The sequence below is a fragment of the Paraburkholderia dipogonis genome, assembly GCF_042680985.1.
GTDB lineage: Bacteria > Pseudomonadota > Gammaproteobacteria > Burkholderiales > Burkholderiaceae > Paraburkholderia > Paraburkholderia phytofirmans.
This window is the reverse complement of record NZ_JBHUFR010000010.1, coordinates 536,467-557,916: the sequence shown is the minus strand read 5'-3', so window position 1 is coordinate 557,916 and position 21,450 is coordinate 536,467. Positions and strand designations below refer to the sequence as shown.

At 61.8% G+C, this 21,450-nt stretch carries 20 protein-coding genes; 6 read left to right on the top strand and 14 right to left on the bottom strand.

The features are described from left to right. Positions 1 to 19: 19 nt before the first annotated feature. Positions 20 to 2,401 carry a xanthine dehydrogenase family protein molybdopterin-binding subunit gene (locus ACFSNN_RS15025; protein ID WP_134457355.1) on the bottom strand — a complete coding sequence of 794 codons (2,382 nt, stop codon included), beginning with the start codon at positions 2,399 to 2,401 and terminating at the stop codon, positions 20 to 22. A 10-nt stretch (positions 2,402 to 2,411) separates the two neighbouring features. Further along, positions 2,412 to 2,930 (bottom strand): (2Fe-2S)-binding protein, encoded by a 519-nt coding sequence (locus tag ACFSNN_RS15020; RefSeq protein ID WP_134457354.1) that lies wholly within the window; start codon positions 2,928 to 2,930, stop codon positions 2,412 to 2,414. Positions 2,931 to 3,963: 1,033 nt separating this feature from the next. Here ACFSNN_RS15020 and ACFSNN_RS15015 point away from each other — a divergent pair. The 5 genes from ACFSNN_RS15015 (at position 3,964) to ACFSNN_RS14995 (ending at position 6,664) form a co-directional block, all read left to right on the top strand. Further along, positions 3,964 to 4,212 carry a hypothetical protein gene (locus tag ACFSNN_RS15015; protein ID WP_134457353.1) on the top strand — a complete coding sequence of 83 codons (249 nt, stop codon included), beginning with the start codon at positions 3,964 to 3,966 and terminating at the stop codon, positions 4,210 to 4,212. 10 nt (positions 4,213 to 4,222) lie between these two features. Then, positions 4,223 to 4,747 carry a PAAR domain-containing protein gene (locus tag ACFSNN_RS15010; protein ID WP_134457352.1) on the top strand — a complete coding sequence of 175 codons (525 nt, stop codon included), beginning with the start codon at positions 4,223 to 4,225 and terminating at the stop codon, positions 4,745 to 4,747. Positions 4,748 to 4,959: 212 nt separating this feature from the next. After that, positions 4,960 to 5,511, top strand: coding sequence for a PAAR domain-containing protein (locus tag ACFSNN_RS15005; protein WP_134457351.1), 552 nt, complete (start codon positions 4,960 to 4,962; stop codon positions 5,509 to 5,511). A 2-nt stretch (positions 5,512 to 5,513) separates the two neighbouring features. Further along, positions 5,514 to 6,062: a M35 family metalloendopeptidase gene (locus ACFSNN_RS15000; protein ID WP_244322795.1), complete on the top strand. Its 549-nt coding sequence runs from the start codon at positions 5,514 to 5,516 to the stop codon at positions 6,060 to 6,062. A 116-nt stretch (positions 6,063 to 6,178) separates the two neighbouring features. Beyond that, complete coding sequence (locus ACFSNN_RS14995; RefSeq protein WP_134457350.1) at positions 6,179 to 6,664, top strand: OmpA family protein; 486 nt, start codon at positions 6,179 to 6,181, stop codon at positions 6,662 to 6,664. Positions 6,665 to 6,860: 196 nt separating this feature from the next. Here ACFSNN_RS14995 and ACFSNN_RS14990 read toward each other — a convergent pair whose 3' ends face one another. From ACFSNN_RS14990 to ACFSNN_RS14940, 11 genes are all read right to left on the bottom strand, one after another. Continuing rightward, complete coding sequence (locus ACFSNN_RS14990) at positions 6,861 to 7,205, bottom strand: hypothetical protein (protein WP_134457349.1); 345 nt, start codon at positions 7,203 to 7,205, stop codon at positions 6,861 to 6,863. After that, the gene (locus ACFSNN_RS14985) at positions 7,202 to 7,570 is read right to left on the bottom strand and encodes a tlde1 domain-containing protein (protein ID WP_134457348.1); all 369 of its coding nucleotides are present in this window, start codon (positions 7,568 to 7,570) and stop codon (positions 7,202 to 7,204) included. Before ACFSNN_RS14985 ends, ACFSNN_RS14990 begins: the two co-directional genes overlap by 4 nt. Before the next feature lie 370 nt (positions 7,571 to 7,940). Then, complete coding sequence (locus ACFSNN_RS14980) at positions 7,941 to 9,332, bottom strand: amino acid permease (protein WP_134457347.1); 1,392 nt, start codon at positions 9,330 to 9,332, stop codon at positions 7,941 to 7,943. A 294-nt stretch (positions 9,333 to 9,626) separates the two neighbouring features. Next, positions 9,627 to 10,283 (bottom strand): response regulator transcription factor RqpR, encoded by a 657-nt coding sequence (gene rqpR, locus ACFSNN_RS14975; protein WP_012431442.1) that lies wholly within the window; start codon positions 10,281 to 10,283, stop codon positions 9,627 to 9,629. 10 nt (positions 10,284 to 10,293) lie between these two features. Then, complete coding sequence (locus ACFSNN_RS14970; protein WP_134457346.1) at positions 10,294 to 11,172, bottom strand: sensor histidine kinase; 879 nt, start codon at positions 11,170 to 11,172, stop codon at positions 10,294 to 10,296. Positions 11,173 to 11,606: 434 nt separating this feature from the next. Next, positions 11,607 to 12,377 carry a ferredoxin--NADP reductase gene (locus tag ACFSNN_RS14965; protein ID WP_106283905.1) on the bottom strand — a complete coding sequence of 257 codons (771 nt, stop codon included), beginning with the start codon at positions 12,375 to 12,377 and terminating at the stop codon, positions 11,607 to 11,609. A 683-nt stretch (positions 12,378 to 13,060) separates the two neighbouring features. Beyond that, positions 13,061 to 14,020 (bottom strand): ABC transporter permease, encoded by a 960-nt coding sequence (locus ACFSNN_RS14960; protein ID WP_134457345.1) that lies wholly within the window; start codon positions 14,018 to 14,020, stop codon positions 13,061 to 13,063. Between the two features lie 46 nt (positions 14,021 to 14,066). Next, the gene (locus tag ACFSNN_RS14955; RefSeq protein WP_208949490.1) at positions 14,067 to 15,104 is read right to left on the bottom strand and encodes an ABC transporter permease; all 1,038 of its coding nucleotides are present in this window, start codon (positions 15,102 to 15,104) and stop codon (positions 14,067 to 14,069) included. Then, positions 15,094 to 16,668, bottom strand: a complete 1,575-nt coding sequence (locus ACFSNN_RS14950; RefSeq protein WP_244322856.1) for a sugar ABC transporter ATP-binding protein — start codon at positions 16,666 to 16,668, stop codon at positions 15,094 to 15,096. Before ACFSNN_RS14950 ends, ACFSNN_RS14955 begins: the two co-directional genes overlap by 11 nt. A gap of 429 nt (positions 16,669 to 17,097) precedes the next feature. Next, positions 17,098 to 18,117, bottom strand: a complete 1,020-nt coding sequence (locus tag ACFSNN_RS14945; protein WP_012431449.1) for an ABC transporter substrate-binding protein — start codon at positions 18,115 to 18,117, stop codon at positions 17,098 to 17,100. 113 nt (positions 18,118 to 18,230) lie between these two features. Next, complete coding sequence (locus ACFSNN_RS14940; protein ID WP_134459044.1) at positions 18,231 to 19,283, bottom strand: LacI family DNA-binding transcriptional regulator; 1,053 nt, start codon at positions 19,281 to 19,283, stop codon at positions 18,231 to 18,233. A 339-nt stretch (positions 19,284 to 19,622) separates the two neighbouring features. On the opposite strand from ACFSNN_RS14940, the gene ACFSNN_RS14935 reads away from it, so the two are divergent. Continuing rightward, positions 19,623 to 20,603: an aldose 1-epimerase gene (locus ACFSNN_RS14935; RefSeq protein WP_134457343.1), complete on the top strand. Its 981-nt coding sequence runs from the start codon at positions 19,623 to 19,625 to the stop codon at positions 20,601 to 20,603. A gap of 39 nt (positions 20,604 to 20,642) precedes the next feature. Here ACFSNN_RS14935 and ACFSNN_RS14930 read toward each other — a convergent pair whose 3' ends face one another. After that, positions 20,643 to 21,440 (bottom strand): endonuclease/exonuclease/phosphatase family protein, encoded by a 798-nt coding sequence (locus ACFSNN_RS14930; protein ID WP_012431452.1) that lies wholly within the window; start codon positions 21,438 to 21,440, stop codon positions 20,643 to 20,645. Positions 21,441 to 21,450 lie beyond the last annotated feature (10 nt).

The following is a 21,450-nucleotide window of genomic DNA, read 5'->3' as shown; positions in this document are numbered from 1 at the left end:
GAATGCTCCGCTCAGGATCTCAATGGGGTTGCTTGGCCGCGTGAATCGCGGACCACACGCGATGCGGCGTCGCCGGCATTTGCAGGTCGGTCACGCCGAGCGGCGCGAGCGCGTCGAGGATCGCGTTGATGACCGCCGGCGGTGAGCCGATCGCGCCCGCTTCGCCGCAGCCTTTCACGCCGAGCGGATTGTGCGTGCACGGCGTGCCCTTGACCGTTTCGACGGTGAAGTTCGGCAGATCGGACGCATGCGGCATTGCGTAGTCCATGTACGAGCCTGACAGCAACTGGCCGCTCTCGTTGTCGTACACGCAGCGCTCAAGCATCGCCTGGCCGATGCCCTGAGCAAGCCCGCCGTGCACCTGTCCTTCGACGATCATCGGATTGATCACGTTGCCGAAATCGTCGACCGCAGTGAACTGCTGGATCCGGCACACACCCGTTTCCGGATCGACTTCGATCTCGCAGATGTACGCGCCGGACGGATACGTGAAGTTGGTCGGATCGTAGAACGCGCTTTCTTCGAGACCCGGTTCGAGCACGTCGAGCGGATAGTTGTGCGGCACGTAGGCGGCGAGCGAGATGTCGGCGAATGCCTTGGTGCGATCCGTGCCCGCGACGCGGAACACGCCGTCCTTGAACTCGATGTCTTCCGCCGCGGCTTCGAGCAGATGTGCGGCGATCTTCTTCGCCTTGGTTTCGATCTTGTCGAGCGCCTTCATGATCGCCGAGCCGCCGACCGCGATCGAGCGCGATCCGTACGTGCCCATGCCGAACGGAATGCGGCCGGTGTCGCCGTGGACGATCTCGACGCTTTCCAGCGCGATGCCCAGCCGGTCCGCCACCACTTGCGCGAAGGTTGTCTCATGTCCCTGGCCGTGACTATGCGAGCCCGTGAACACGGTGACCGACCCGGTGGGATGCACGCGAATCTGACCGACTTCGAACAGGCCGGCCCGCGCGCCCAACGCGCCCGCTATATTCGACGGCGCGAGACCGCACGCCTCGATGTAGCACGAGTAGCCGAGGCCGCGCAGTTTGCCGCTCTTTTCGGATTCCTGTTTGCGCGCCGCGAAGCCTTTGACGTCCGCCAGTTCGAGCGAACGGGCGAGGATGGTTTCGTAGTCGCCGGTATCGTAAGTGAGGCCGACCGGCGTCGCGTACGGAAACTCACGGATGAAGTTGCGGCGGCGAATCTCCGCCGGATCGAGCTTCATGTCGCGCGCGGCGGTTTCCACCAAACGCTCCACGACGTATGTCGCTTCGGGGCGGCCCGCGCCGCGATAGGCATCGACGGGAACGGTGTTGGTGAAGACCGCTTTCACTTCCGCGTAGATCGCGGGCGTGGCGTATTGGCCGGCGAGCAGCGTGGCATACAGAATGGTCGGCACGCTCGATGCGAACGTGGACAGATACGCGCCCATGTTGGCGGTCGTGTGGATGCGCATGCCAAGGAATTTGCCGTCCGCGTCCATGGCCAGTTCGGCCTTGGTCACGTGATCGCGGCCGTGCGCGTCCGAGACGAACGCTTCCGAGCGCTCGGCCGTCCATTTCACCGGACGGCGGATTTTCTTCGACGCCCAGGTTAGCGCGACGTCTTCCGCGTACAGGAAAATCTTCGAGCCGAAGCCGCCGCCGACGTCCGGCGCGATCACGCGCAGTTTCGATTCCGGCAGGGACAGCACGAACGCGGCCATCAGCAGGCGCTCCACGTGCGGATTCTGATTCGCGACGTAGAGCGTGTAGCTGTCGTCCTGCACCGAGTAGCTCGCGTTGACCGCGCGCGGTTCGATCGCGTTCGGGACCAGGCGGTTATTGACGATGTCGAGCGTGGTGACGTGCGCGGCTTTGGCGAAGGCGGCGTCGGTGGCGGCTTTGTCGCCGTGGCCCCAGTTGTAGCAGACGTTGTCCGGCACTTCGTCGTGCACTGCGGGCTGACCGGCGTCGGCCGCATGCGCGGTGTCCACCACGGCCGGCAGCACGTCGTAATCGACTTCGATCAGTTCGGCGGCGTCTTTCGCGGCCTTGATCGAATCGGCGATTACGAGCGCGACCTGGTCTCCGACGTGACGCACTTTCGTGTGCGCGATGATCGGATGCGGCGGCTCGTTCATCGGCTTGCCGTCGGTGCTATGGATCAGCCAGCCGCACGGCAGGCCGCCGACGTTGTCCGCCGCCATGTCCGCGCCGGTGAAAATCGCGACGACGCCGGGCGACTGTTTGGCCGTGGCGGTGTCGATGCTGTTGATCTTCGCGTGCGCGTGGGGCGAGCGCAGGAATATCGCGTAGGTCTGCTGGGGCAGGACGATGTCGTCCGTGTACTGGCCGTTGCCGGTGAGGAAACGATAGTCTTCCTTACGTTCGACGGAAGCGCCAATCAGGTGAGTGTCGGGTGCGTTCATCGTCGGCTCCTCAGGCGGTGGCCGGTGCGGTGGCTTGCGCGTTGGCATTTGCCGCGTCGGCGGACTTCATGCCCTCGGCGCCTTCGAGCACGGCTTTGACGATGTTGTGATAACCCGTACAGCGGCACAGATTGCCGTCGAGTTGGGCGCGCACGTCGTCGCCGGTGAGATCTGGTTGACGCTCGACCAGTGAGATCGCGCTCATCACCATGCCGGGCGTGCAGAAGCCGCACTGCAGGCCGTGGCAGTGTTTGAAAGCCGTCTGCATGGGGTGGAGTGCGCCGTCTTTGGCGAGCCCTTCGATGGTGGTGATTTCCGCGCCTTCCGCTTGCACCGCGAGGATGTTGCAGGATTTGATCGCGCGTCCGTTCAGGTGGACCGTGCATGCGCCGCATTGGGCCGTGTCGCAGCCGATGTGCGTGCCCGTCAGGCGGAGTTGGTCGCGAAGGAACTGGACTAGCAGGGTGCCAGGGTCGATTGACGCGCTGATGGGCGCGCCGTTCACCGTCAGACTGATGCTGATCGCCATGAAGTTGTCTCCTTGATGGGGTGAGACCGGACCTTTTGCTTTTTCTTTGGTTGCCTGTTTCGCGGGGTCCGATTGGGGGGCTTCGGGTTTTTATAAGGCTGCCAAAAAGTAAAGCACAAATTGGGCTGGGGCGCTATGAGGGGTTTTTTGCGCGGGGCGCTTTGGGGGTGTGGTTTTTGTGGTGTTGGCCTTTCCTTGAGTTCACGGTGGTGTATTAGCGTTGCCCCTGTGCGGGGCAATCCCACCCTTGAACAGAGTGGCATGGCGGTGCATAGATCAACAAAATCAAGACCTTAGATTGCATGGCGCTGCATGGGGTCGCGTAGAGTCGCACACGGAAATTTCCCGATACTGGTTGTGCACCTCAACAACTGAGGGGCATACGCCACATGGCACGCTACGCAATTAACCGCGCTTTTCTGGAAACCATCCGCTAGGGCGGCGGTACTGACAAAGCCAAGTAACACGCCGACGCCGCTCTGCGCGGCTTCGGCGTCAAGGTGACACCGCAGGGCAGCATCGCCTGCTACTACTGTTACCGGCTGACGCAGCCGAACGGCAGACATGGCCGCAAGGCTATCGGCCACTACCCCGAACTTGCACCGAGCGCCGCGCGCGAACCGGCAAAGAAACGGGCGGGAGTGGTTCCTGAAGGAGTCTACGCCCATACTTTTAGAAGAACCGAAGCAAACCGCGCCACTAGTTCAGACCGCGCAGTAATGAGGACCCCGACCGTGAATCGCGGGGTCTGTCATCCCACCGATTTGTAAGTCGGCGTGCCCACAAGCAGATCACACAATCGAAGCATTTGCCGTGCGGAGAATGAGCTGCACGCTCATTAGCGCTGCGCCGGATCAAGCTTTGCGCAGCAAGTTCATGCTCCTTGCATATGTCATTGATTTTTCGGAGCTGTCTGATACCGCCTTGCTCAAGCGCGCATTGAAGATGTTCGGCGAGCTAAAGCCGTAGTTGACTCGCCTGGTGCCGGTTGCATTGCCGGTCGTTTGTGTTCGTATAAAGTAAGGACAGTTAAATGTCTGATCGGCAGGAACGTATTGGCCAGTTGTATCCGTTCGCAACCATCGGGGCACGCACCGATCGCGGCGGGTGCGCGACAAGCGGCAACGAACTTTGCATCTCCGGTCTACCGGCCGCATGCGTCGGCGTGGACTGCATGCTTGATAACGGCGACGTGATTAACGAAAGTCCGTATCGCGACGTGCAGACGTCCACGGTTTTTGTCCCCGTGAATGGACACGGTGTCGAACTGAGGCGCGAGTGAGGGGACAGGCATGCTGCGTCGAATAGCGGTAGTTGGCGATCAACTCAGTACAGGTGGGCGCATTGAGCAATATGAAGGCCCAATGTGTATCTGGGAAGGCCATCAGGTTGCACTTATCGGCGGTGCTGCGTACTGCGAGAAGTGTAAAAGCCTAGGCGTGATTGCGAAAACCGGAGGCCCGCGCCGCATTGAATTTATGGGCGAGACAGCCGCCGACGGCGACATTGTTCTCTGCGACTGTGCAACGCCGCCCCGAATCATTGCGAAGCTTGCGGGTGAATCATGGTGCGATGACGGAGCGCACAACGCCCCGCCTCTTTCCGCGCACGTGTCCCAATCCATGATCCAGTCACACGTTAAACACGACGAGCAATACGCGCTTACCGATTTGGCGGGCCGCCCGCTCGCGGGCGTGCGCTATCGCGTTCGCGTCAACGAGACAACTCTCGCGAGCGGTGTCACGGACGCTAACGGAAAGACACAGCGTATAGCTACCGATGGGATGAAGCGCCTTTATTTCGATGTGGCGCAATAACCTGGAGAGCAGTTCGAACGCGTTTCGTTCGGACAGCGTAGCGCAGGCAACGTCAGCACAGTCACCGCAAGCGCCTGTCTGCTATCAATAATTCAGGCAGAAAGATGACACCGGCTCACCGCTTGCGAATATGCGCTATCGCGTGAGCATGGAGGCAATGTGCTTGCGAGCGGCCTGACGGACTCGCGGGCAGACGGAGCGGGCCATCACCGATGGCGCGCGGCGGTTCACCGTCGAAATCATTGGGGGTTATTGATGCAATTCCAGTGATCCGATTTGATGACCCCACAACCACGGGCGGGAAAGTTCCGGCGACCAAGGCACGTCGTCACGATAACGGGAAAAAGCTCGCACTACACGGCGAGCGTGCTACATGCGGCACCCGCGAAGGTTCGTGGCCGATGTATGGCTCTGTCGAGCGGATGCGCAGTGAAGGAACGCCGGTAGTACTTCAAGGCCACCTGGTGCTATATCCACGTGAGAGAAACCGGGTTCTTGCGGGTGTGGATGTGGGGTGTTTTTATCATAGGACCAACGACACAGAGCGGCGACAGACGAACAGCCCCATTTCTACACCTGCACAAACGACAGCCTATGACGAGCAGTTCACCTTGATGGATGACGCACAGCGCCCGCTCGCGAATGTGCGATGCCGGATCATTGTTGATGGAAAGGTGATAACTGGAGCGACGAACGCGCAGGGCAAGACCGGGCGCATATCCACCCCGCGCGCATCAAGCCTGCAACCACAAATAGAGAGGTGAGAATGCCAGAAAATACCGAATGGTTAGCGGTTCATGATACTGCTTGCACTAACACGAACCCGGATTCGTGCGTAGATGTGGTTCTTGATCCGACGCCGATCTGCTCGAATATGACGAACAGGGAATTCAGATGCATGTTTGTTTCGAGCCGCGCCGTGGCCGTAACGTTGATCCAGAATCGCATTAAAGCGCTTGCCCGATGGGATCATGGCGAGCAAGCGCGTGCAAAGAAGTGGTTCGGACGTTCGAGCGACGAAGTCCGCGCCGCGATGACGGTCGGCCTACCCAAATTGCTTGACGTAATCCTGAATTTGAAACCCGAGAACGTGGTCAGATGGGACCAACAGAAGCAACGAAATATCACGTGCACGATACTTCCCGACAACGGTTCGACTGACGCGGCTATGTGCAAGCCAGACAGCGCCAGACGCATCATTGCCATCTATACACACTACTGTACGTCGCCGGAGGCGCAATTGTGGAAGGGTAACAAAGTGTTCACGCTCATTCACGAGTGCACACATTTCACAGACGTATTCGACTCAACATGATGACATGTACGGCATCAGTATTGGACTGTCGTTTTGGGCGCAAACCAATCCCGACAAGGCAATCAAAAATGCTGACAGCATCACCTGCTATGTCGGCTTTCAGGACTAGGCGAGATATGCACAAAAAGTTATCGTTTTCGAGCGCCGCGACTTTTCTGTTCGCGTCTTGGATTGCACTCACGGCTAACTATGGACATGCGTGCACTATCTCCGAAGATATGGTCGATAGCTTGCCACTGAACTCCGTCAAGTTATCAAATTCAGATCGCCTGAGAATTGCCGATATGGTAATGGCGGCACGTGAATGGCCGGACGTTGAAATTCGCGGAATTGTATATGCCGGGGGGTATATTGGAGAACGCGACCCGACCGCGATTGCGGACCGGAGGGCATCGGCGTTGCGTGTTTATCTGATTCAACTTGGTGTCAAGGAAAGTAACATTTGGGTGGATAAGAGAACCATTAAGCACCCAGACGTTGATCGAGCAGGAAACAAGACATTGAATCAGATCGCCGTGACACTGGTCCCGATATGCGCCGGAGGTTGTGAACGTCTTTGCAACGATCCGCGTGTTTCACCGAACAGTAAGATCATTAAGTAGGCTCGCATGGCCCCGCTTCGTTGGTGCCATGCAGTCCATGATACAAATATAGAACCGGAAGCCAATAGATCCCACTCGTGCCCGCCGACGCCCGACCAAAAACCGCAAACCCACTGTCGCCTTGCCTGCAAACTAGCTCGATGAACGGAGCCTAAGTTGGTAGAGCACCACCGTGCAAACCGGAAACAGGACTTGCCTATTCCGGAAGTTTTTCCGAGACAACCCACACAACCGGATCAGACATCGAGCACTCCACCGAGCCGGCCTGGCTGGATGTGATGACTTCGATCGACCGTCCGCCACGCTCGTGGAACGTAATGTCATAGACGTCACGCCAAAGACCTTTGCCGATCTTCTCCGAGGCGAGGCGAACCGCACGGGTTTTCGATTCGTCCAGCCTGGTCGGATCGGTTATCCCTGCGTTTTTCAGATACGCGATTGCGATATTAGTTGGCCAGCTCTTGCATCCGAGGGGCGAGCCCGCGAAGCAGAGGGCGGGGGCCGCCAGTGCGAGCGCGGCAACCAAAGGAAGTATCTTCATTGCGTTACGATCAGCGTGTGATCGCCGCTCGCCCATATGTGTTGACGGTTGTTTAAGCCGGTAATGATGCAGCCATTTGAAGCCTGTCCCGGATGGACGCTGCTATCGCCGTGAATCAGAAAACCCGAGCGGCCGAACGTGACCGTACCCATCTCTGGGGACAGCCGCAGTGTGTAAGGTCCGGCATGCGGGTGCATGAACGGCCGGCCTATTGTCCATGCGCCGCGAGGAATCGGGCCGATACTTTCCTGCATTTGCGCAGAGGGATTGTTTTTGCCCGGCCCGATCCTCGAGTATGCGGCGGGCGTTAACGAGTTTCCATCATGAGATATAACGCCAGTCGCCTGGCCGTACTTCCACGCCATTTGCCAATCTCATTTTCAGGTGAAAATCGCGATACTACTGGCTCTGGCTTCTCAAAAATGGAATCAATCTGGAATTTTGACGGCCAGCAATGCGGGGTGTATTCAAGATATGCCATTTGATTAAATATGAGCCGCGCATCGATTAAACGGTTATCGGCTTCAATCGATGCCACCGATTCACATCTACGCCGATATTGCCTCGACTCGGCAGATGAGTTGGGTGCGCATTGAAGACGGCGAGAGTGGCTCCCGCGTTCATTCCCGGTTACGACGGCTGGCCTTCTCATTCTCGTGTAACGCATTTAGACGAGCAATGAAAAGGCCGACACCCGAGAACAAGAAAACTGTATCCCGCGCGGAGTGAAGAAAATCACTTACCCAACTTCGAATGCCGCCGCGAATAGCCAAAATAAATAACCATCCCAACGAGCAACCAAACAACAAACGCAATCCAGGTAACCGCCTGAAGATTAACCATCAAAAACAAACAGGAAGCGACTGCCAAAACCGGCACAACCGGCACCCCAGGACACCGAAACGCGCGTGGCAAATCCGGATGCGTTTTCCGCAAAACGAGCACCGCGATCGACACCATCGAAAACGCGGCCAGCGTGCCGATATTGATCAGCTCGGCCAACACATTCAACGGCACGAGCGCCCCGATCAACCCAAAGAAAATCCCAACGAGCCAGGTGGTAAAAAACGGCGTAGCAAACCGCGGATGCACCCGCGACAGCCGCTCAGGCAACAACCCATCCCGCGACATGGCAAAAATCACCCGAGTCTGCCCGTAAGCCATCACCAGAATCACCGTCAGCATGCCCAGCACGGCGCCAAGGTCGATAAATCCCGCGACCCACTTCTCACCAGCAACCTGCAACGCATACGACACCGGGTGCGAAATATTCGCAAACTGCGCCGACGGCACGATGCCGGTCACCACGGCAGCCACCGCCACATACAACACCGCGCAAACGCCCAACGACGCAATGATTCCGATCGGCAGATCGCGCTTCGGGTCCTTCACCTCTTCCGCCGCGGACGATACCGAATCGAACCCGATAAACGCGAAGAACATCACCGCTGCCGCGCCGAACACGCCGTTCCAGCCGTTTGGCATGAACGGATGCCAGTTGGCCGGCGTCACGTGAAACACGCCCACGCCGATCACCAGCAACACCACCACGACCTTGATCGCGACCATGATGTTGTTGATCCGCGCCGACTCGCGCACGCCGACTGACAACAGCGCGGTGATCGCCATCATCACGAGGAAGGCGGGCAGGTTGAAGAGCGTGTCATGACCGGGCAACGCGCCCGGCGCCGCCGTCAGCGCGACCGGCAAGGACACGCCGAAGCCGGACAGCAACGATTGCAGATAGCCCGACCAGCCCACCGACACCGCGGAGGTGGCCAGCCCATACTCAAGCATCAGGTCCCAGCCGATGATCCACGCGGCCAGTTCACCGAGCGTCGCATACGAGTAGCTGTAGATCGACCCGGCCACCGGGATCGTCGAAGCGAATTCGGCGTAGGCGAGCGCTGCAAAGCCGCAGGCGATTGCCGCGATCAGGAACGAGATCATCAGCGCCGGGCCGGCCTGCACGGCGCCCGTGCCGGTCAGCACGAAAATACCGGTGCCGATAATGGCGCCGACTCCAAGGAAGGTCAGATCGAGCGCGCCGAGCGCTTTTTTCAGGCCGGCGTTCTGAGCGCTCGCAGCGATCATGTGCTCGACGTTCTTTTTGCGGAACAGGGACATTGGCGGGGTCTCCAGTAGTGCACGCGTGTTGCGCGCCGAATGTCGGGAAAACCCGCGATTTTAACGGATGCATGCCCTTGCACCGTGCTGGGACGTGCATTTCAGGGCCGATGCGCCGGGCTGAAAATCTCCGGCAAAGAGGATCTGCGCGGCGCGTTCGTCCGCGGGACAGGCAATGACCGCAAAGCTTTCGCTCGATGCGCGGTCAGCCGGGCGGGAATCGCTTCCTGGCGGTGAGTCGCGGCAAGGGCAAGCTGGTCAGCGACACGACGTCGCGCCGAGAACGAACCGCCGTCAGCCCGCCATCGCCGGATTCAGATCGATGAGCCGGTTGCTCATCACATAAAACGTCAGTTCGGCGTTATTGCGCAGCTTCATTTTTTCGAGCAGCCGGGTGCGGTACACGCTCACCGTTTTCACCGACAGCGAGAGCGCCACCGCGATATCCGTCAGACGCTTGCCCGACGCGAGCATGCACAGCGTCTGATATTCGCGGTCGGAGAGCTTTTCGTGCGGCAACTGTTCGCCGTCGAAGGAAACGTAGTCGGCGAGCGCCTCGGCCATCGCCGGGCTCACGTATTTGCGGCCCGCCGCAACCTGCTTGATCGCGCTGATCATCTGCGCGGCGTCGACGGTTTTCGACAGGTAGCCGGCGGCGCCTGCCTTCAGGGCGCGCACGGCGTATTGGTCCTCGCGGTACATGGAGAACATCAGCACGGCCGCGCGCGGCGCCTTGCGCTTCATGCGTTTGAGCACTTCGACGCCGTTCATGTCGGGTAGCGAAATGTCCAGCAGCACCACGTCGTAGGCGTGCCGGGCCGCGGCGTCGAGCGCTTCGGCGCCGCTTTGCGCTTCGGTGACTTCGCGCGCCACGCCGCGGTCGAGCAGCAACTGGCGGACGCCCTGGCGAACCACGGCGTGGTCGTCGGCGAGCAGAATGCGCAGACTCATGATGGCGTACTCACGATTGCAGCGCGTGCCGGGCCGCGCGTGGCGCGTGCGCCAGCATCGCGTCCCAGGCAAAACGCGCGCGGACGAGGGTGCCGCGCGACGCCTTGCCGTTCTCGTTGTTCTCGCCGCGCTCCGACCCGGCGCGCCGGGCGCTCACGCGCAGCGTGCCGTCGAAAGCCGCGCAGCGCGCCTGCATGCCGCTCAGGCCGAAATGGCCAAGGCGGCTGCGGGCGTTACGCGTGACGCCGACACCGTCGTCGCTGATGATCAGCGTGAGGTGACGGCGGCTGGTTTCGATCCGCACGTCGGCGGATTCGGCGCGCGCGTGCTTGGCAATATTGTTCAGCGCTTCCTGCGCGACGCGGAACACGGCTAGCGTGGCGTCGGCGGGCAGGCGCGTGAGACGCACGTCGGCGGCGCACACAAAGCTCGTGCGCAATTGCGTGCGTGCGGCGAAGTCGCCCGTCCAATGGGCCAGCGCGCCGACAATGCCGGCTTCGAGCGACGGCGCATGCAATTCCGCGACAGCCTGGCGGCTGGCCTCGCACACGGCGTCGAGCGAGCGGTTCGCCACGGCGAGCGCGGCGGCGCACTGCGGCGGCGCGTCGGCGGGCAGCCAGGTTTCGACGCCGGCGAGCGCGAAACGCGTCGCCGTCAGTTCGGCGCCCACGCCATCGTGCAACTCACGCGCCACGTGCCGGCAAGCGGCTTCCTGCGCCTGAACCAGCTCGGCCGAGAGTTCGCGCACCCGGGCGTGCAGCCGCGCAAGTTCCCGATCGGCCGCCGAAGTCAGCGCAATCGGCTCGGCCGCGGCGCACGCGTCGAATCCGTCACGTGCCGGTGACGAAGCAAGAGGAGCGGTGAACGGGACGACAGTCGACGTATCCATGACTTTCCCTGTCAGGAAGCGCTGTGGACAGCGACGCGGGTGCGCATTAGCGGCGCGAAGACGAAAGAACGCATGTGGGTCTCTGGCCTCCAGGTGCAGGCCGTCGCACTTAGGGCGCAACGGACGAATCGCTACAGTGTGACGTAACGAAATTTACATTCAGTAACATGGCGGATAGGCCACGGCAGGCGGGTCGATTCGACTGATGATGCGCCGCGATGATATCTCATTAAAAGAAAAAATGCAGGCGCACCAAGGGTTAGCGCCTACATTTCACGCAATGGTTGATGAATTGCAACGCCCGATTTGTAGGAAGAATACCGACACCGAATGTCAGTCTAGCGACGCCAAATTGTAACTGGGCAAAAAAAAGGAGCCCAAAGGCTCCTTTTTGCTGATTTCGCGGTTGCGGGCCGCGAAGATCGGAACGTGACTCAGCCGACGAAGGCCTTTTCGACCACGTAGTGACCCGGCGAGTTGTTGCTGCCTTCCTGGAAGCCAGCGTCGTCGAGCAGCTTGCGCGTGTCGCGCAGCATGTGCGGGCTGCCGCAGAGCATGACGCGGTCGTTTTCGAGCGAGAAACCCGGCACGCCGAGGTCGGCGAACAGCTTTTCGGTTTCGATCAGTTCGGTGATGCGGCCGCGGTTCTGGAATGCTTCGCGCGTGACGGTCGGGTAGTACAGCAGCTTTTCCTGAACCAGCTCGCCCAGATGCTCGTGCGCCGGCAAGTGATCCGTGATGTATTCCTTGTACGCCAGTTCGTCGACGAAACGGCAGGTGTGCGTGAGCACGACGCGCTCGTAGCGCTCGTAAATGTCCGGATCCTTGATGATCGACATGAACGGCGCGAGGCCCGTGCCGGTGGACAACAGCCACAGCGTCTTACCCGGCAGCAGGTTGTCGGCCATCAGCGTGCCGACCGGCTTCTTGCCGATCAGGACTTCGTCGCCGACTTTCAGATGCTGCAAGCGCGACGTGAGCGGGCCGTCCTGCACCTTGATGCTCAGGAATTCGAGGTGCTCTTCGTAGTTCGCGCTCGCGAGGCTGTAGGCGCGGATCAGCGGCTTGCCGTCGACTTCGAGGCCCACCATCGTGAACTGGCCGTTTTCGAAACGGAACCCCGGGTCGCGCGTGCAAGTGAAGCTGAAAAGCGTATCGGTCCAGTGATGGACGCTCAGGACGGTTTGTGAATTCAGGTTGCTCATGGCTTCTTGGATAGTGCGAAAACAAGGGCGGCCAGTCGTTTTGAGCCGGCCGGCACGGCAAGGGCGATGCTGCGCTAACCCATACGGGAATCACGCGCAATCCGCTATTTTACCGCGCCCGCTGCCTGTGGGCTGCGGCGCGGCGGTTGAGCGTGGTAATGCGGGTTACCGGACCTGGAAGCGTCGGTGCCGGATGTCCTGGCGATCGGCGCCGCGGAGTACGTTGGCGTGGTGCGGCTACGCGCTTCAGCAGGGGTGCGGCGATGGGCGAATGCCGCGCAGGGCGGCTGCCACCGGTTGTCCGGGATGCGCCGGGTAGGCGCGCCGCGCGGGCAACATTTTCAGGATCATACCGAAACCCGCCGTGCGCTGCAGCATTGACCCTGCTGATAAAACTGGCAAAAGCGTGACAACCGGTGAGGAAAAGGATCGTGGCGGGACGCGCGAAGGGTTCGTGATGAGGTTTTTGCCGGAGTAACTTTGACTGTACCGTGTTGGTACACAAAGGCGTATCGGCGGCCGCCCGGTGCCCCGGAATCCCAGTTGGGGTAAGAAATCGGGGGTTCGTCGTTTTAATTACTCCGGGACACGGGCAAGTGGAGCAACAAAACAGCGCCGCGCTACATGCCGTCCCCCGCCATTTCTCAAATGGATCAAGCCAAGCCGCACGTAATTCGCGCCAATCACGCCGGAGCCGCGACCCGTTTTTTCCCGCGCTGCTTCAACACACGAGCCTGCAACACGATCACCAGCAGCAGGAACACGCCGCGAATCACCGACTGCCAGTACGCCGACAAGCTGATAAACCCCAGCCCGTTCTCGAAGTTCAGCAGATTGAACACCAGCCCGAGCAGCAGCACGCCGGCGATCGTCATCGCGATCGAACCTTCGCCGCCCGTGAGCAACGTACCGCCGAGCACGACCGCCGAGATCGCGAACAGCTCCCAGCCGACGCCTTCGTTGGGTTGCCCCGCGCCGAACTGCGCGGCGAGGATCACGCCCGCCATACCGGCGAGCAGGCCACTCACCGCATACGCCATCACCAGTGTGCGGTCGACGTTCAAGCCCATCAGCCGCGCGGCTTCCTCGCTGCCGCCGATCGACAGCGAGTGCCGCCCGAAGCGTGTGCTGCGTAGCGCGAGCCAGCCGCCCACTGCCGCCACCACGGCGACGATGCCCGGAATCGGCAATCCGAACAGATCGCCCTGGCCGAAGTTGCCGAAGTTCGACTCGGCGGCAATCGACACCGCATCGTTCTTGCCGAGCAGCAGCGCGACGCCGTGCGCGCCAAGGCTGGTCGCGAGGGTGACGATAAACGGCAGGATTTTCAGGCGCGTGATGATCAGTCCGTTGAGCACGCCGACCGCGAGCCCCGCGCCGCATCCGGCCAATACGGCGACCCAGCCGCCGTACGCGCTGGTCAGCGCGGCGACGACGCTCGCCAGCGCGGCCACCGTACCCACCGACAGGTCGATGCCGCCCGTGATGATCACGAACGCCATGCCGACCGAGATGAGCGCGAACATCGAGTTGTAGCGCCAGAACGACGTGATGTTGTACGCCGAGCCGAAATGCTCGTAGCGCACGAGGCCGAATACGACGAGCGCGGCCAGCGCGAGCAGGATAGGAAGATTCTTTTTCATCGCATCGAGTCCGGAATTTTCTCTGAGGCGCGTGATTTAGCGAGACCTAGCGCGAGCGCCGCTGCACATAAACCGCCGCGACGATAATGCCGGCCTTCACCACCAGCGCCGCCGCGTCGGGAATGCCGTGCGCGAGCAGCGTGTAGCGCAGCAACTGGATAATCAGCGCGCCGATCAGCGTGCCGCCGATATACGCCTTGCCGCCCGTCAGCGCCGTGCCGCCGACGGCAACCGCGGCGATCGCATCGAGCTCGACACCGAGCCCGACCACGTTCGCATCCGAGGACGAATTCACGGAGATCGAGATCAGCCCGGCAAGTCCCGCGAGCGCCGCACAGAGCGTGTAGGCGATCAGCTTCACGGTGGCCGTCGGCACGCCGCACAAATAGGCCGCCTTTTCGTTGCCGCCGGTGATCAGCAGATACTGGCCGAACAGCGTCTTGCGCACGACCCACGCAAACAGAACCACCAGCGCCAGCATCAGCAGCACCTGAAAGGGCACGCCCGCGACCTTGCCCAGCGCGATCCATTGGAAAGCGGGCGTGTTGAACGCTTGCAGACTGCCGTCGGTGACCACTTGCGCGATGCCGCGTCCGGCGATGAACAGCACCAGCGTCGCGACAATCGGCTGAACGGATAACCTCGTCACTAGCAAGCCGTTGAACACACCGCACAGCGCGGCGGCCAGCACCGGCAGCACGAACGCAAGCGCGATGCCGCCCGGGCCCGCAATGTTGAGAAACAGCATGGGTGCGAGCGCACCGGAGATCGCCATCGACGCGCCCACCGACAAATCGATGCCGCCGGTCGCGACCACCAGCGTCATGCCGATGCCGACGATCACGATCGTCACCACCTGCGTCATGTTGACGTTGAAGGTTTGCAGCGACCAGAAGTGCGGCGTGAAGATCAGGTTGAAGAGCACCATCGCGAGCAGCACGATCACTTCGCGCTGCATGGCGAGATGGCGCCATTTGCGCACCGTCGTTGCCGCGCTGGCGGGCGGCGCGGCCGTCATCTGCTGGGCGCTTTCGCCGACGCGCGGCTCGGTATGCAGCGATTCGGTGTGCAACTTAAGCGCCATGACGGTCGCCCTCCAACGCGTCTTCGATATGTGCGGCGTTTGCCGTTTGCGCGGCTTCGGCCAGTTGCGAATGGCCGTCGCTGCCGTAGGCGATGGCGTCCATGATCGCGGTCTCGCTCATGTCGGCGCCGTTCAGTTCGGCCACCGTGCGGCCGTCGCGGATCACCACCGCGCGGTCGGCCACCGCGGTCAGTTCTTCCAGTTCCGAGGCGGACAGCAGCACGGCGAGGCCCGCATCGCGCAACTCGCGCACGATCTTCGCCACATCCGCCTTGGCGCCGACGTCGATGCCGCGCGTCGGTTCGTCGAGCAGCAGCAGCGAAGGCTCGGCGGCCAGCCAGCGCGCCAGCAGAACCTTTTGCTGATTGCCGCCCGACAGTTCGCGGATCGGCTGATCGGCGGAACGCAGCTTGATGCCAAGCGACGCAATGAAGCGATCGACGATCGCCTGCTGCTTCTTCACGTCGACCACGCCGTTCTTCGCCAGCGTGCGTAGACAGACGAGCGTGAGGTTGTCGCGCACCGAGAGTTCCGGGACGATGCCTTCGGCCTTGCGGTCTTCGGTGAGATACGCGAGACCGCGCGAGATCGCGTCTTGCGGAGACTTTAATGCCACCGTTTCTCCGCCGATCGACAGTGAGCCTTGTTCGAGCGGATCGGCGCCGAACATCAGACGCATGGTCTCCGTGCGGCCCGAGCCGAGCAGGCCCGCGAGACCGACCGCTTCGCCGGCGTGAACTTCGAGCGAGACGTCGCTCACCTTCGGGTGCGCGCTCAGTTGCTTGGCCGCGATCATCTGCTTGCCGCGCCGCGCGAGGTTCGCTTCGCGCGCCTCGGCGTCGTCCTGCACGACGGCGGCGAGCGTGCGGCCGAGCATCGTCGTGACGAGTTGCAGTTTGTCCATGTCCGCCATCGTGCTTTGCGCGACCGTTTGGCCGTCGCGCATCACGGTGACGCGGTCGCACAGCGCGTACAGTTCGTCGAGCCGGTGCGATACGAAGATCACCGCGCGGCCGTCGTCGCGCAGCTTGCGCACCACGGTGAACAGCAGTTCCACTTCGCGTTCGTCGAGCGAAGAAGTGGACTCGTCCATGATGACCATCTTCGCGTCCGACGACACCGCGCGCGCGAGCGCCACCATCTGCTGGATCGCGGTCGAATAGCGGCCGACGGGCTTCTTCACATCGATCTGCAAACCGAACGATTCGAGCAGCGCGGCGGCGCGTTGCTGCACCGCGCGCCAGTCGATCAAGCCAAAGCGGCGCGGCTCACGGCCAAGGAAAATGTTCTCCGCCACCGAGCGGAACGGCACCAGATTAATCTCCTGATAGATTGTGCTGATGCCGGCTTCGCGCGCCTGCTTGGGCGTGCGGAAATCGACTTCGCGGCCTTCGAAGCGCACGCTGCCCGAACCGCGTCGATACGCGCCGGTCAGGATCTTGATCATGGTCGATTTGCCCGCGCCGTTCTGGCCGATCAGCGCATGCACCTCGCCGGCGGCGACGCTCAGATTGGCGCTGCGCAACGCGGGTACGCCGCCGAAGCTGATGCCGATGTCCTGCATCTCGAGTAGCGGCGAACGGGTAAGGGGAGAATGTGGCGTCTCTTTGCCGGATTCCGTCACGGATGTCCTCCTGATGCTGCTGCCTGATTTGCCGCGTGCGCGCCATGCGCTGCACGTGCGAGCCGGTTGGCCCTTCGTTCGGGCTCTGATGCAGGCGGTGTCGTCGAACCATGTTACGCCGCATAAAAGCGGAGCGACGGTTCGTGCTGCCACGAACGCGTCGCTCCGAACCCTTCCCGTCGCCCGCCCCCCGAGGAGACAGATTCGGGGCGGGGACGTCCTGCAAGGCCATCCCCGATCCCGATGTCTCAAGCAGGACGTGCTTCGAGGCGGGGGACTTCCTTCTTCGGGGCGCCGCCGGAGCGGGTGAACGCTGCGCTACGGACAGCGCTCAAACTTTAAAACCGCGCACGCGGCGCCGATTCGCGATCAATAGCCGTACTGCATGTTCTGCTGCACGTTGCTCTTGTCGTAGAACTTATCGGACACCTTGACCCACGTCGGGATCTTTTCACCCTTCGCGTAACGCTGTGCGACGTCGCACGCGAGCGGGCCGAAGAACGGGCTCGACTGCACGCTCGCGCCGAGTTCGCCGGCGGCGATCGCGTCCATGCCGCCCTTGGTGCCGTCGATCGTGACGATCTGGATGTCCTTGCCCGGCTGCTTGCCGGCGGCCTTGATCGCGGCGATCGCGCCGAGCGCCATTTCGTCGTTGTGCGCGTAGACGGCGGTCACGTCCGGATGCGCCTGCAGCAGCGTTTCCATGACCTGGCGGCCCTTGTCGCGCGCGAAGTCACCGCTTTGCGACGCGATGATCGTCATGCCCGGGTTCTTCGCGATGATCTCGTCGAAGCCCTTCTTGCGATCGTTCGCTGCGGACGCGCCGGTGGTGCCTTCGAGTTCGATGATCTTCGCCTTGCCGCCCGTCGCCTTGACGAGCCAGTCAGCGGCGCGATGTCCCTGATCGATGAAGTCCGAGCCGATGAAGGTGATGTAGTCGCGGCCCGCCTTGGCGACCGATTGATCGACGTCGCGGTCGACCAGGATCACCGGAATGCCAGCCTTCTTGGCTTGCAGCACGACCGGCGCAAGCGGCTTTTCTTCACGCGGCGGGAACACCAGCAGGTCGACGTGCTGCGCGATCATGTTCTGGATGTCCGACACCTGCTTGGAGTTCGAACTGTTGGCGTCGGTCATGACCAACTGCCAGCCGCACTTCGCGGCGATGTCCTTGAAGCTCTTGGTTTCCGCCAGACGCCACGGATTGTTGCTTTCGGTCTGCGCGAAGCCGACCTTCAGCGGAGTCTTGCTGGCCAACTTCGGCAGCGCGTCGTCGGCGTGCGCGGTGGCGACGCCAAAACCGATTGCCAGAGCCAGCAACGAACCCGCCAGCGGACGAATCTGTTGCTTGCGCACGTGTCTGCGCGACTGCGTGTTGAGCGACGCCATGTCTTCCTCCAGTACCTGGTGAGGTAGGTGTATTTGCTTTTAATTTCTCTTGCCGGCCGACGGTGACCTGCCCTACCGGACGTGCCGATTATTTCATCCGGAATTATTATCGGTCAATCACTAATAATATTAATTATTGGCTTTTTTGCCTCGGTAATTACCCTGACCGAACTGCGTTCGACGAGCGGACCGTCGAGTTTCACCATGCGATGCCGCACCGGCGCGCCGGCGGCGCGATTGTGTTCTTCCTGCAGCAAAGTTTCGACGGCCCAGCGCCCTAATTCGTAGTTCGGCAGAACGACGGTAGAGAGCGGCGGATGCGTGTGGCGAGCGATTTCCTGGTCGTCGTAGCCGAGCACGGAAACGTCTTCGGGCACGCGCAGGCCGAGTTGTTTCAACGCTTCGATCGCGCCGATGGCGGTGAGGTCGTTAGCGCAGAAAATCGCACTCGGCGGATTGGGCTCGCGCATCAGCGAGAGCGTCAGTTCGAAGCCGAGGCCCGAACTCCAGTCGCCGTCGCGCACCATCTCCGGGGCGAAGGGCAAATCCGCGGTGGCGAGCGCGGTGCGGTAGCCTTTGAGGCGATCCTTCGACGCGTCCTGCCAGGGTTCTCCGTTGATATAGCCAATGCGCCGATGCCCGGACTGCAGCAGATAGTCGGTCGCCAGATGGCCGCCGGCCACTTCGGCCGGCACCACCGACGAAAACCCGCCTTCGCCCGTATAGCAGTTCAGCAGCACGGTAGGCACCTGCGACAACGCCGCCGGCGGCGTCACCTTGCGCGTGTAGACGGTCGCGTAGATCACGCCGAACACGTGCGGATTCGACAACGTGGTGTCCAGCACCTGCTTCTCGATGTCGGCGTTGCCGTGCGTCGAATAGACCGCCAGCATCTTGCCGCTGGCATAGGCGGCATCGCGCGCGCCGTCGATGTTCACGACCGGATGCGGACTCGTGGAAATTTCGTCGGCGAGATAGACAATCAGATTGCGTTCATCGGCCGAGGCCGATACCGGCTCGCGCAGCGAGAGCCGGTAGCCGAGATCGTGCGCGGCCTTCAGCACTTTGTTGCGGGTAGTCTCCGAGAACTTCGCGCCGGTCGCGTTGTTCAGCACCAGCGAGACAGTCGATTGCGACACGCCAGTGAGCTTGGCGATATCGGTCATGGTCGGACGGCGTTGAGTCGATTTTTTCATTGTGCGGGCCGCGCTGCAGCGGCGCTAAAGCTGGGACATGCCGTCGGCATTCTGGTGCCTGACGGTACCACTAATAATATGCGCGCGGCAACGCGCGGTAACCCGTCATTTGGGAGGCTTCTTAGCTGTCTGAATGAACTTGAATTGCCGAAGTTATTACTAATAATATTGACGCCTGTGCTTTGGCGTGCGATTCTCGGTCGCGCGGATTCTGACAGGCCGCCGGCCGCGCGCTGTGCGCGGCACGTCACAGGAGACCCCAATGCGCGTTCATGCCGCCATCCGCCCGAGGCACGGCCTTTTCTGACCATGCGCGACGTTTCCTTGAATTCGATCCGGCCGTCTGCGACCGGAGTCCTATGGCTCGACGATCCCGCGGTCGTGGCCACGGTCGTCACGCTCTCGGCCGGCTCGCTGCGTGTGGTGATCGCGCCCGAAGTGGGCGGCGCGCTGGCGGCCTTCTACGAGACGACGCCAGACGGTCCGTTGCACTGGTTGCGGCCGGCCTCGGCCGCGGCATTCGCTGACCGCGATCCGCTGCGCATGGCGAGCTTTCCGCTTTTTCCCTACTGCAACCGCATTCGCGACGCGCGTTTCGAGTTCGACGGCCGCACGATCGATCTCGCCGGCAACGACACGCGTTTCGCCCACGCGTTGCATGGGAACGCGTGGCGGCATCCGTGGCAAGTGTGGGCGCGTACCGAAAGCTCGGTTGAACTGCAGTTCGAGCACGAACCGGATGCCCGCATACCTGGCGACTGGCCGTTTCAGTATCGCGCGCGTCAGCAAATCGAGTTGAGCGGCGGCGCTTTGCGCATCACGCTGTCCGCGCAAAACCTTCACGATCGGCCGATGCCGTTCGGCATGGGGCATCACCCGTACTATCCGCGCACCGCGCAGACTCGCGTGTACGCCGAAGTGGAAGCCATGTGGCACGCGGACGCCGATGTATTGCCGACGCATCTCGGCCCGCATCCCGCGGTGAATGCGTTGCGCGAAGGCATGTCGCCGGACGCGTTCGATCTCGACAACAACTTCGCGAACTGGTCGCGCGAAGCGACCATCGCGTGGCCCGACGAACACCGTCGACTGACGATGACTGCCGACGCTCCGTTCGATCACATGGTGATATTCGCGCCCGCCAACGACCCGCAACTGTGCGTGGAACCCGTGACAAACACCACGGATTGCTTCAACGCGGTCGGCCCGCATGAGCACGTAGGCGGCTGCGTGTTGCAGCCGGGCGAGGAGATCGCCGCGACGGTGAGATGGACGCCGCACAAGGACTAACGCGCGGCGCGCGCTTGGGTATGCGGCTCGAGTTTGCGTCTATTCGACCCGCAAGCGCGCCATATACGGCAAGTGATCGGAGAGCCACGCGGTTTCCTGCGTCGGCTGGATCCACTCGATCGGCTTCATGCCGCGCACGAACATCTTGTCGAGCGCGAGTGCGGGCGAGAAAGCCGGAAAGGTGCGGCCCGACTCGCCGAGCAACGTGGCCACTTCCTGCAAACCATGTTCGCCGAACAGCGGCACGGAATCGTTGCGCCAATCATTGAAGTCGCCGGCGAGCACTAGCGGACCCTCAGGCGCTTCCTTCGCGATCCAATGTGCGATCCAGTTCATCTGACGCAAGCGGGCTGAGCGCGTAAGCGCGAGATGCGCGCACAGCAGCGTGACCGAGTGACCACCGAAAGTCGCGCGCGCCACCAGCAAACCGCGCTTTTCGAAGCGATGCGCCGAGATGTCCCAGCGTCCGCCGAGATCGAGCGGATGCGGCGACAGGATCGCATTGCCATGCCGCCACGACGGTTTGAAGACGTTCGGGCCGAGCGCGATTTCAAGTTCGAGCGCGCGCGCGATTTCAGTGGCCTGGCAATGCCAGACATCGCTCAACGGATCGGCGAGCGGCGAGCCGAAACTGCTCGCCAATACCGGCGACGGCATGCGCCGCGCCATCGCTTCCTGTAAAAAATAGGCGTCCGCGTGGGTCGATTGCACCCAGCGTTGCATGGCCTGCCAGGCCTGAAAGCCGAGCGGTGTGCGGCCTTTATGCAGGTTCCAGCTCACCGCAACGAAATCCTTGGGCGCTACGCTCTCGCGGATCAATTCTTCGGGGTTTCGCATGCCGCGTTGT

Excerpts from the sequence above, each read along its gene's own strand:
- ACFSNN_RS14930 (WP_012431452.1), bottom strand. The coding sequence starts at position 21,440 with ATGCGAAACCCCGAAGAATTGATCCGCGAGAGCGTAGCGCCCAAGGAT.
- ACFSNN_RS15020 (WP_134457354.1), bottom strand. The coding sequence starts at position 2,930 with ATGGCGATCAGCATCAGTCTGACGGTGAACGGCGCGCCCATCAGCGCG.
- ACFSNN_RS14945 (WP_012431449.1), bottom strand. The coding sequence starts at position 18,117 with ATGGCGTCGCTCAACACGCAGTCGCGCAGACACGTGCGCAAGCAACAG.
- rqpR (WP_012431442.1), bottom strand. The coding sequence starts at position 10,283 with ATGAGTCTGCGCATTCTGCTCGCCGACGACCACGCCGTGGTTCGCCAG.
- ACFSNN_RS14950 (WP_244322856.1), bottom strand. The coding sequence starts at position 16,668 with ATGCAGGACATCGGCATCAGCTTCGGCGGCGTACCCGCGTTGCGCAGC.
- ACFSNN_RS14955 (WP_208949490.1), bottom strand. The coding sequence starts at position 15,104 with ATGGCGCTTAAGTTGCACACCGAATCGCTGCATACCGAGCCGCGCGTC.
- ACFSNN_RS15000 (WP_244322795.1), top strand. The coding sequence starts at position 5,514 with ATGCCAGAAAATACCGAATGGTTAGCGGTTCATGATACTGCTTGCACT.
- ACFSNN_RS14990 (WP_134457349.1), bottom strand. The coding sequence starts at position 7,205 with ATGAAGATACTTCCTTTGGTTGCCGCGCTCGCACTGGCGGCCCCCGCC.
- ACFSNN_RS15005 (WP_134457351.1), top strand. The coding sequence starts at position 4,960 with ATGGCGCGCGGCGGTTCACCGTCGAAATCATTGGGGGTTATTGATGCA.
- ACFSNN_RS15010 (WP_134457352.1), top strand. The coding sequence starts at position 4,223 with ATGCTGCGTCGAATAGCGGTAGTTGGCGATCAACTCAGTACAGGTGGG.
- ACFSNN_RS15025 (WP_134457355.1), bottom strand. The coding sequence starts at position 2,401 with ATGAACGCACCCGACACTCACCTGATTGGCGCTTCCGTCGAACGTAAG.
- ACFSNN_RS14995 (WP_134457350.1), top strand. The coding sequence starts at position 6,179 with ATGCACAAAAAGTTATCGTTTTCGAGCGCCGCGACTTTTCTGTTCGCG.
- ACFSNN_RS14970 (WP_134457346.1), bottom strand. The coding sequence starts at position 11,172 with ATGGATACGTCGACTGTCGTCCCGTTCACCGCTCCTCTTGCTTCGTCA.
- ACFSNN_RS15015 (WP_134457353.1), top strand. The coding sequence starts at position 3,964 with ATGTCTGATCGGCAGGAACGTATTGGCCAGTTGTATCCGTTCGCAACC.
- ACFSNN_RS14980 (WP_134457347.1), bottom strand. The coding sequence starts at position 9,332 with ATGTCCCTGTTCCGCAAAAAGAACGTCGAGCACATGATCGCTGCGAGC.
- ACFSNN_RS14985 (WP_134457348.1), bottom strand. The coding sequence starts at position 7,570 with ATGGCGTGGAAGTACGGCCAGGCGACTGGCGTTATATCTCATGATGGA.
- ACFSNN_RS14965 (WP_106283905.1), bottom strand. The coding sequence starts at position 12,377 with ATGAGCAACCTGAATTCACAAACCGTCCTGAGCGTCCATCACTGGACC.
- ACFSNN_RS14940 (WP_134459044.1), bottom strand. The coding sequence starts at position 19,283 with ATGACCGATATCGCCAAGCTCACTGGCGTGTCGCAATCGACTGTCTCG.
- ACFSNN_RS14960 (WP_134457345.1), bottom strand. The coding sequence starts at position 14,020 with ATGAAAAAGAATCTTCCTATCCTGCTCGCGCTGGCCGCGCTCGTCGTA.
- ACFSNN_RS14935 (WP_134457343.1), top strand. The coding sequence starts at position 19,623 with ATGCGCGACGTTTCCTTGAATTCGATCCGGCCGTCTGCGACCGGAGTC.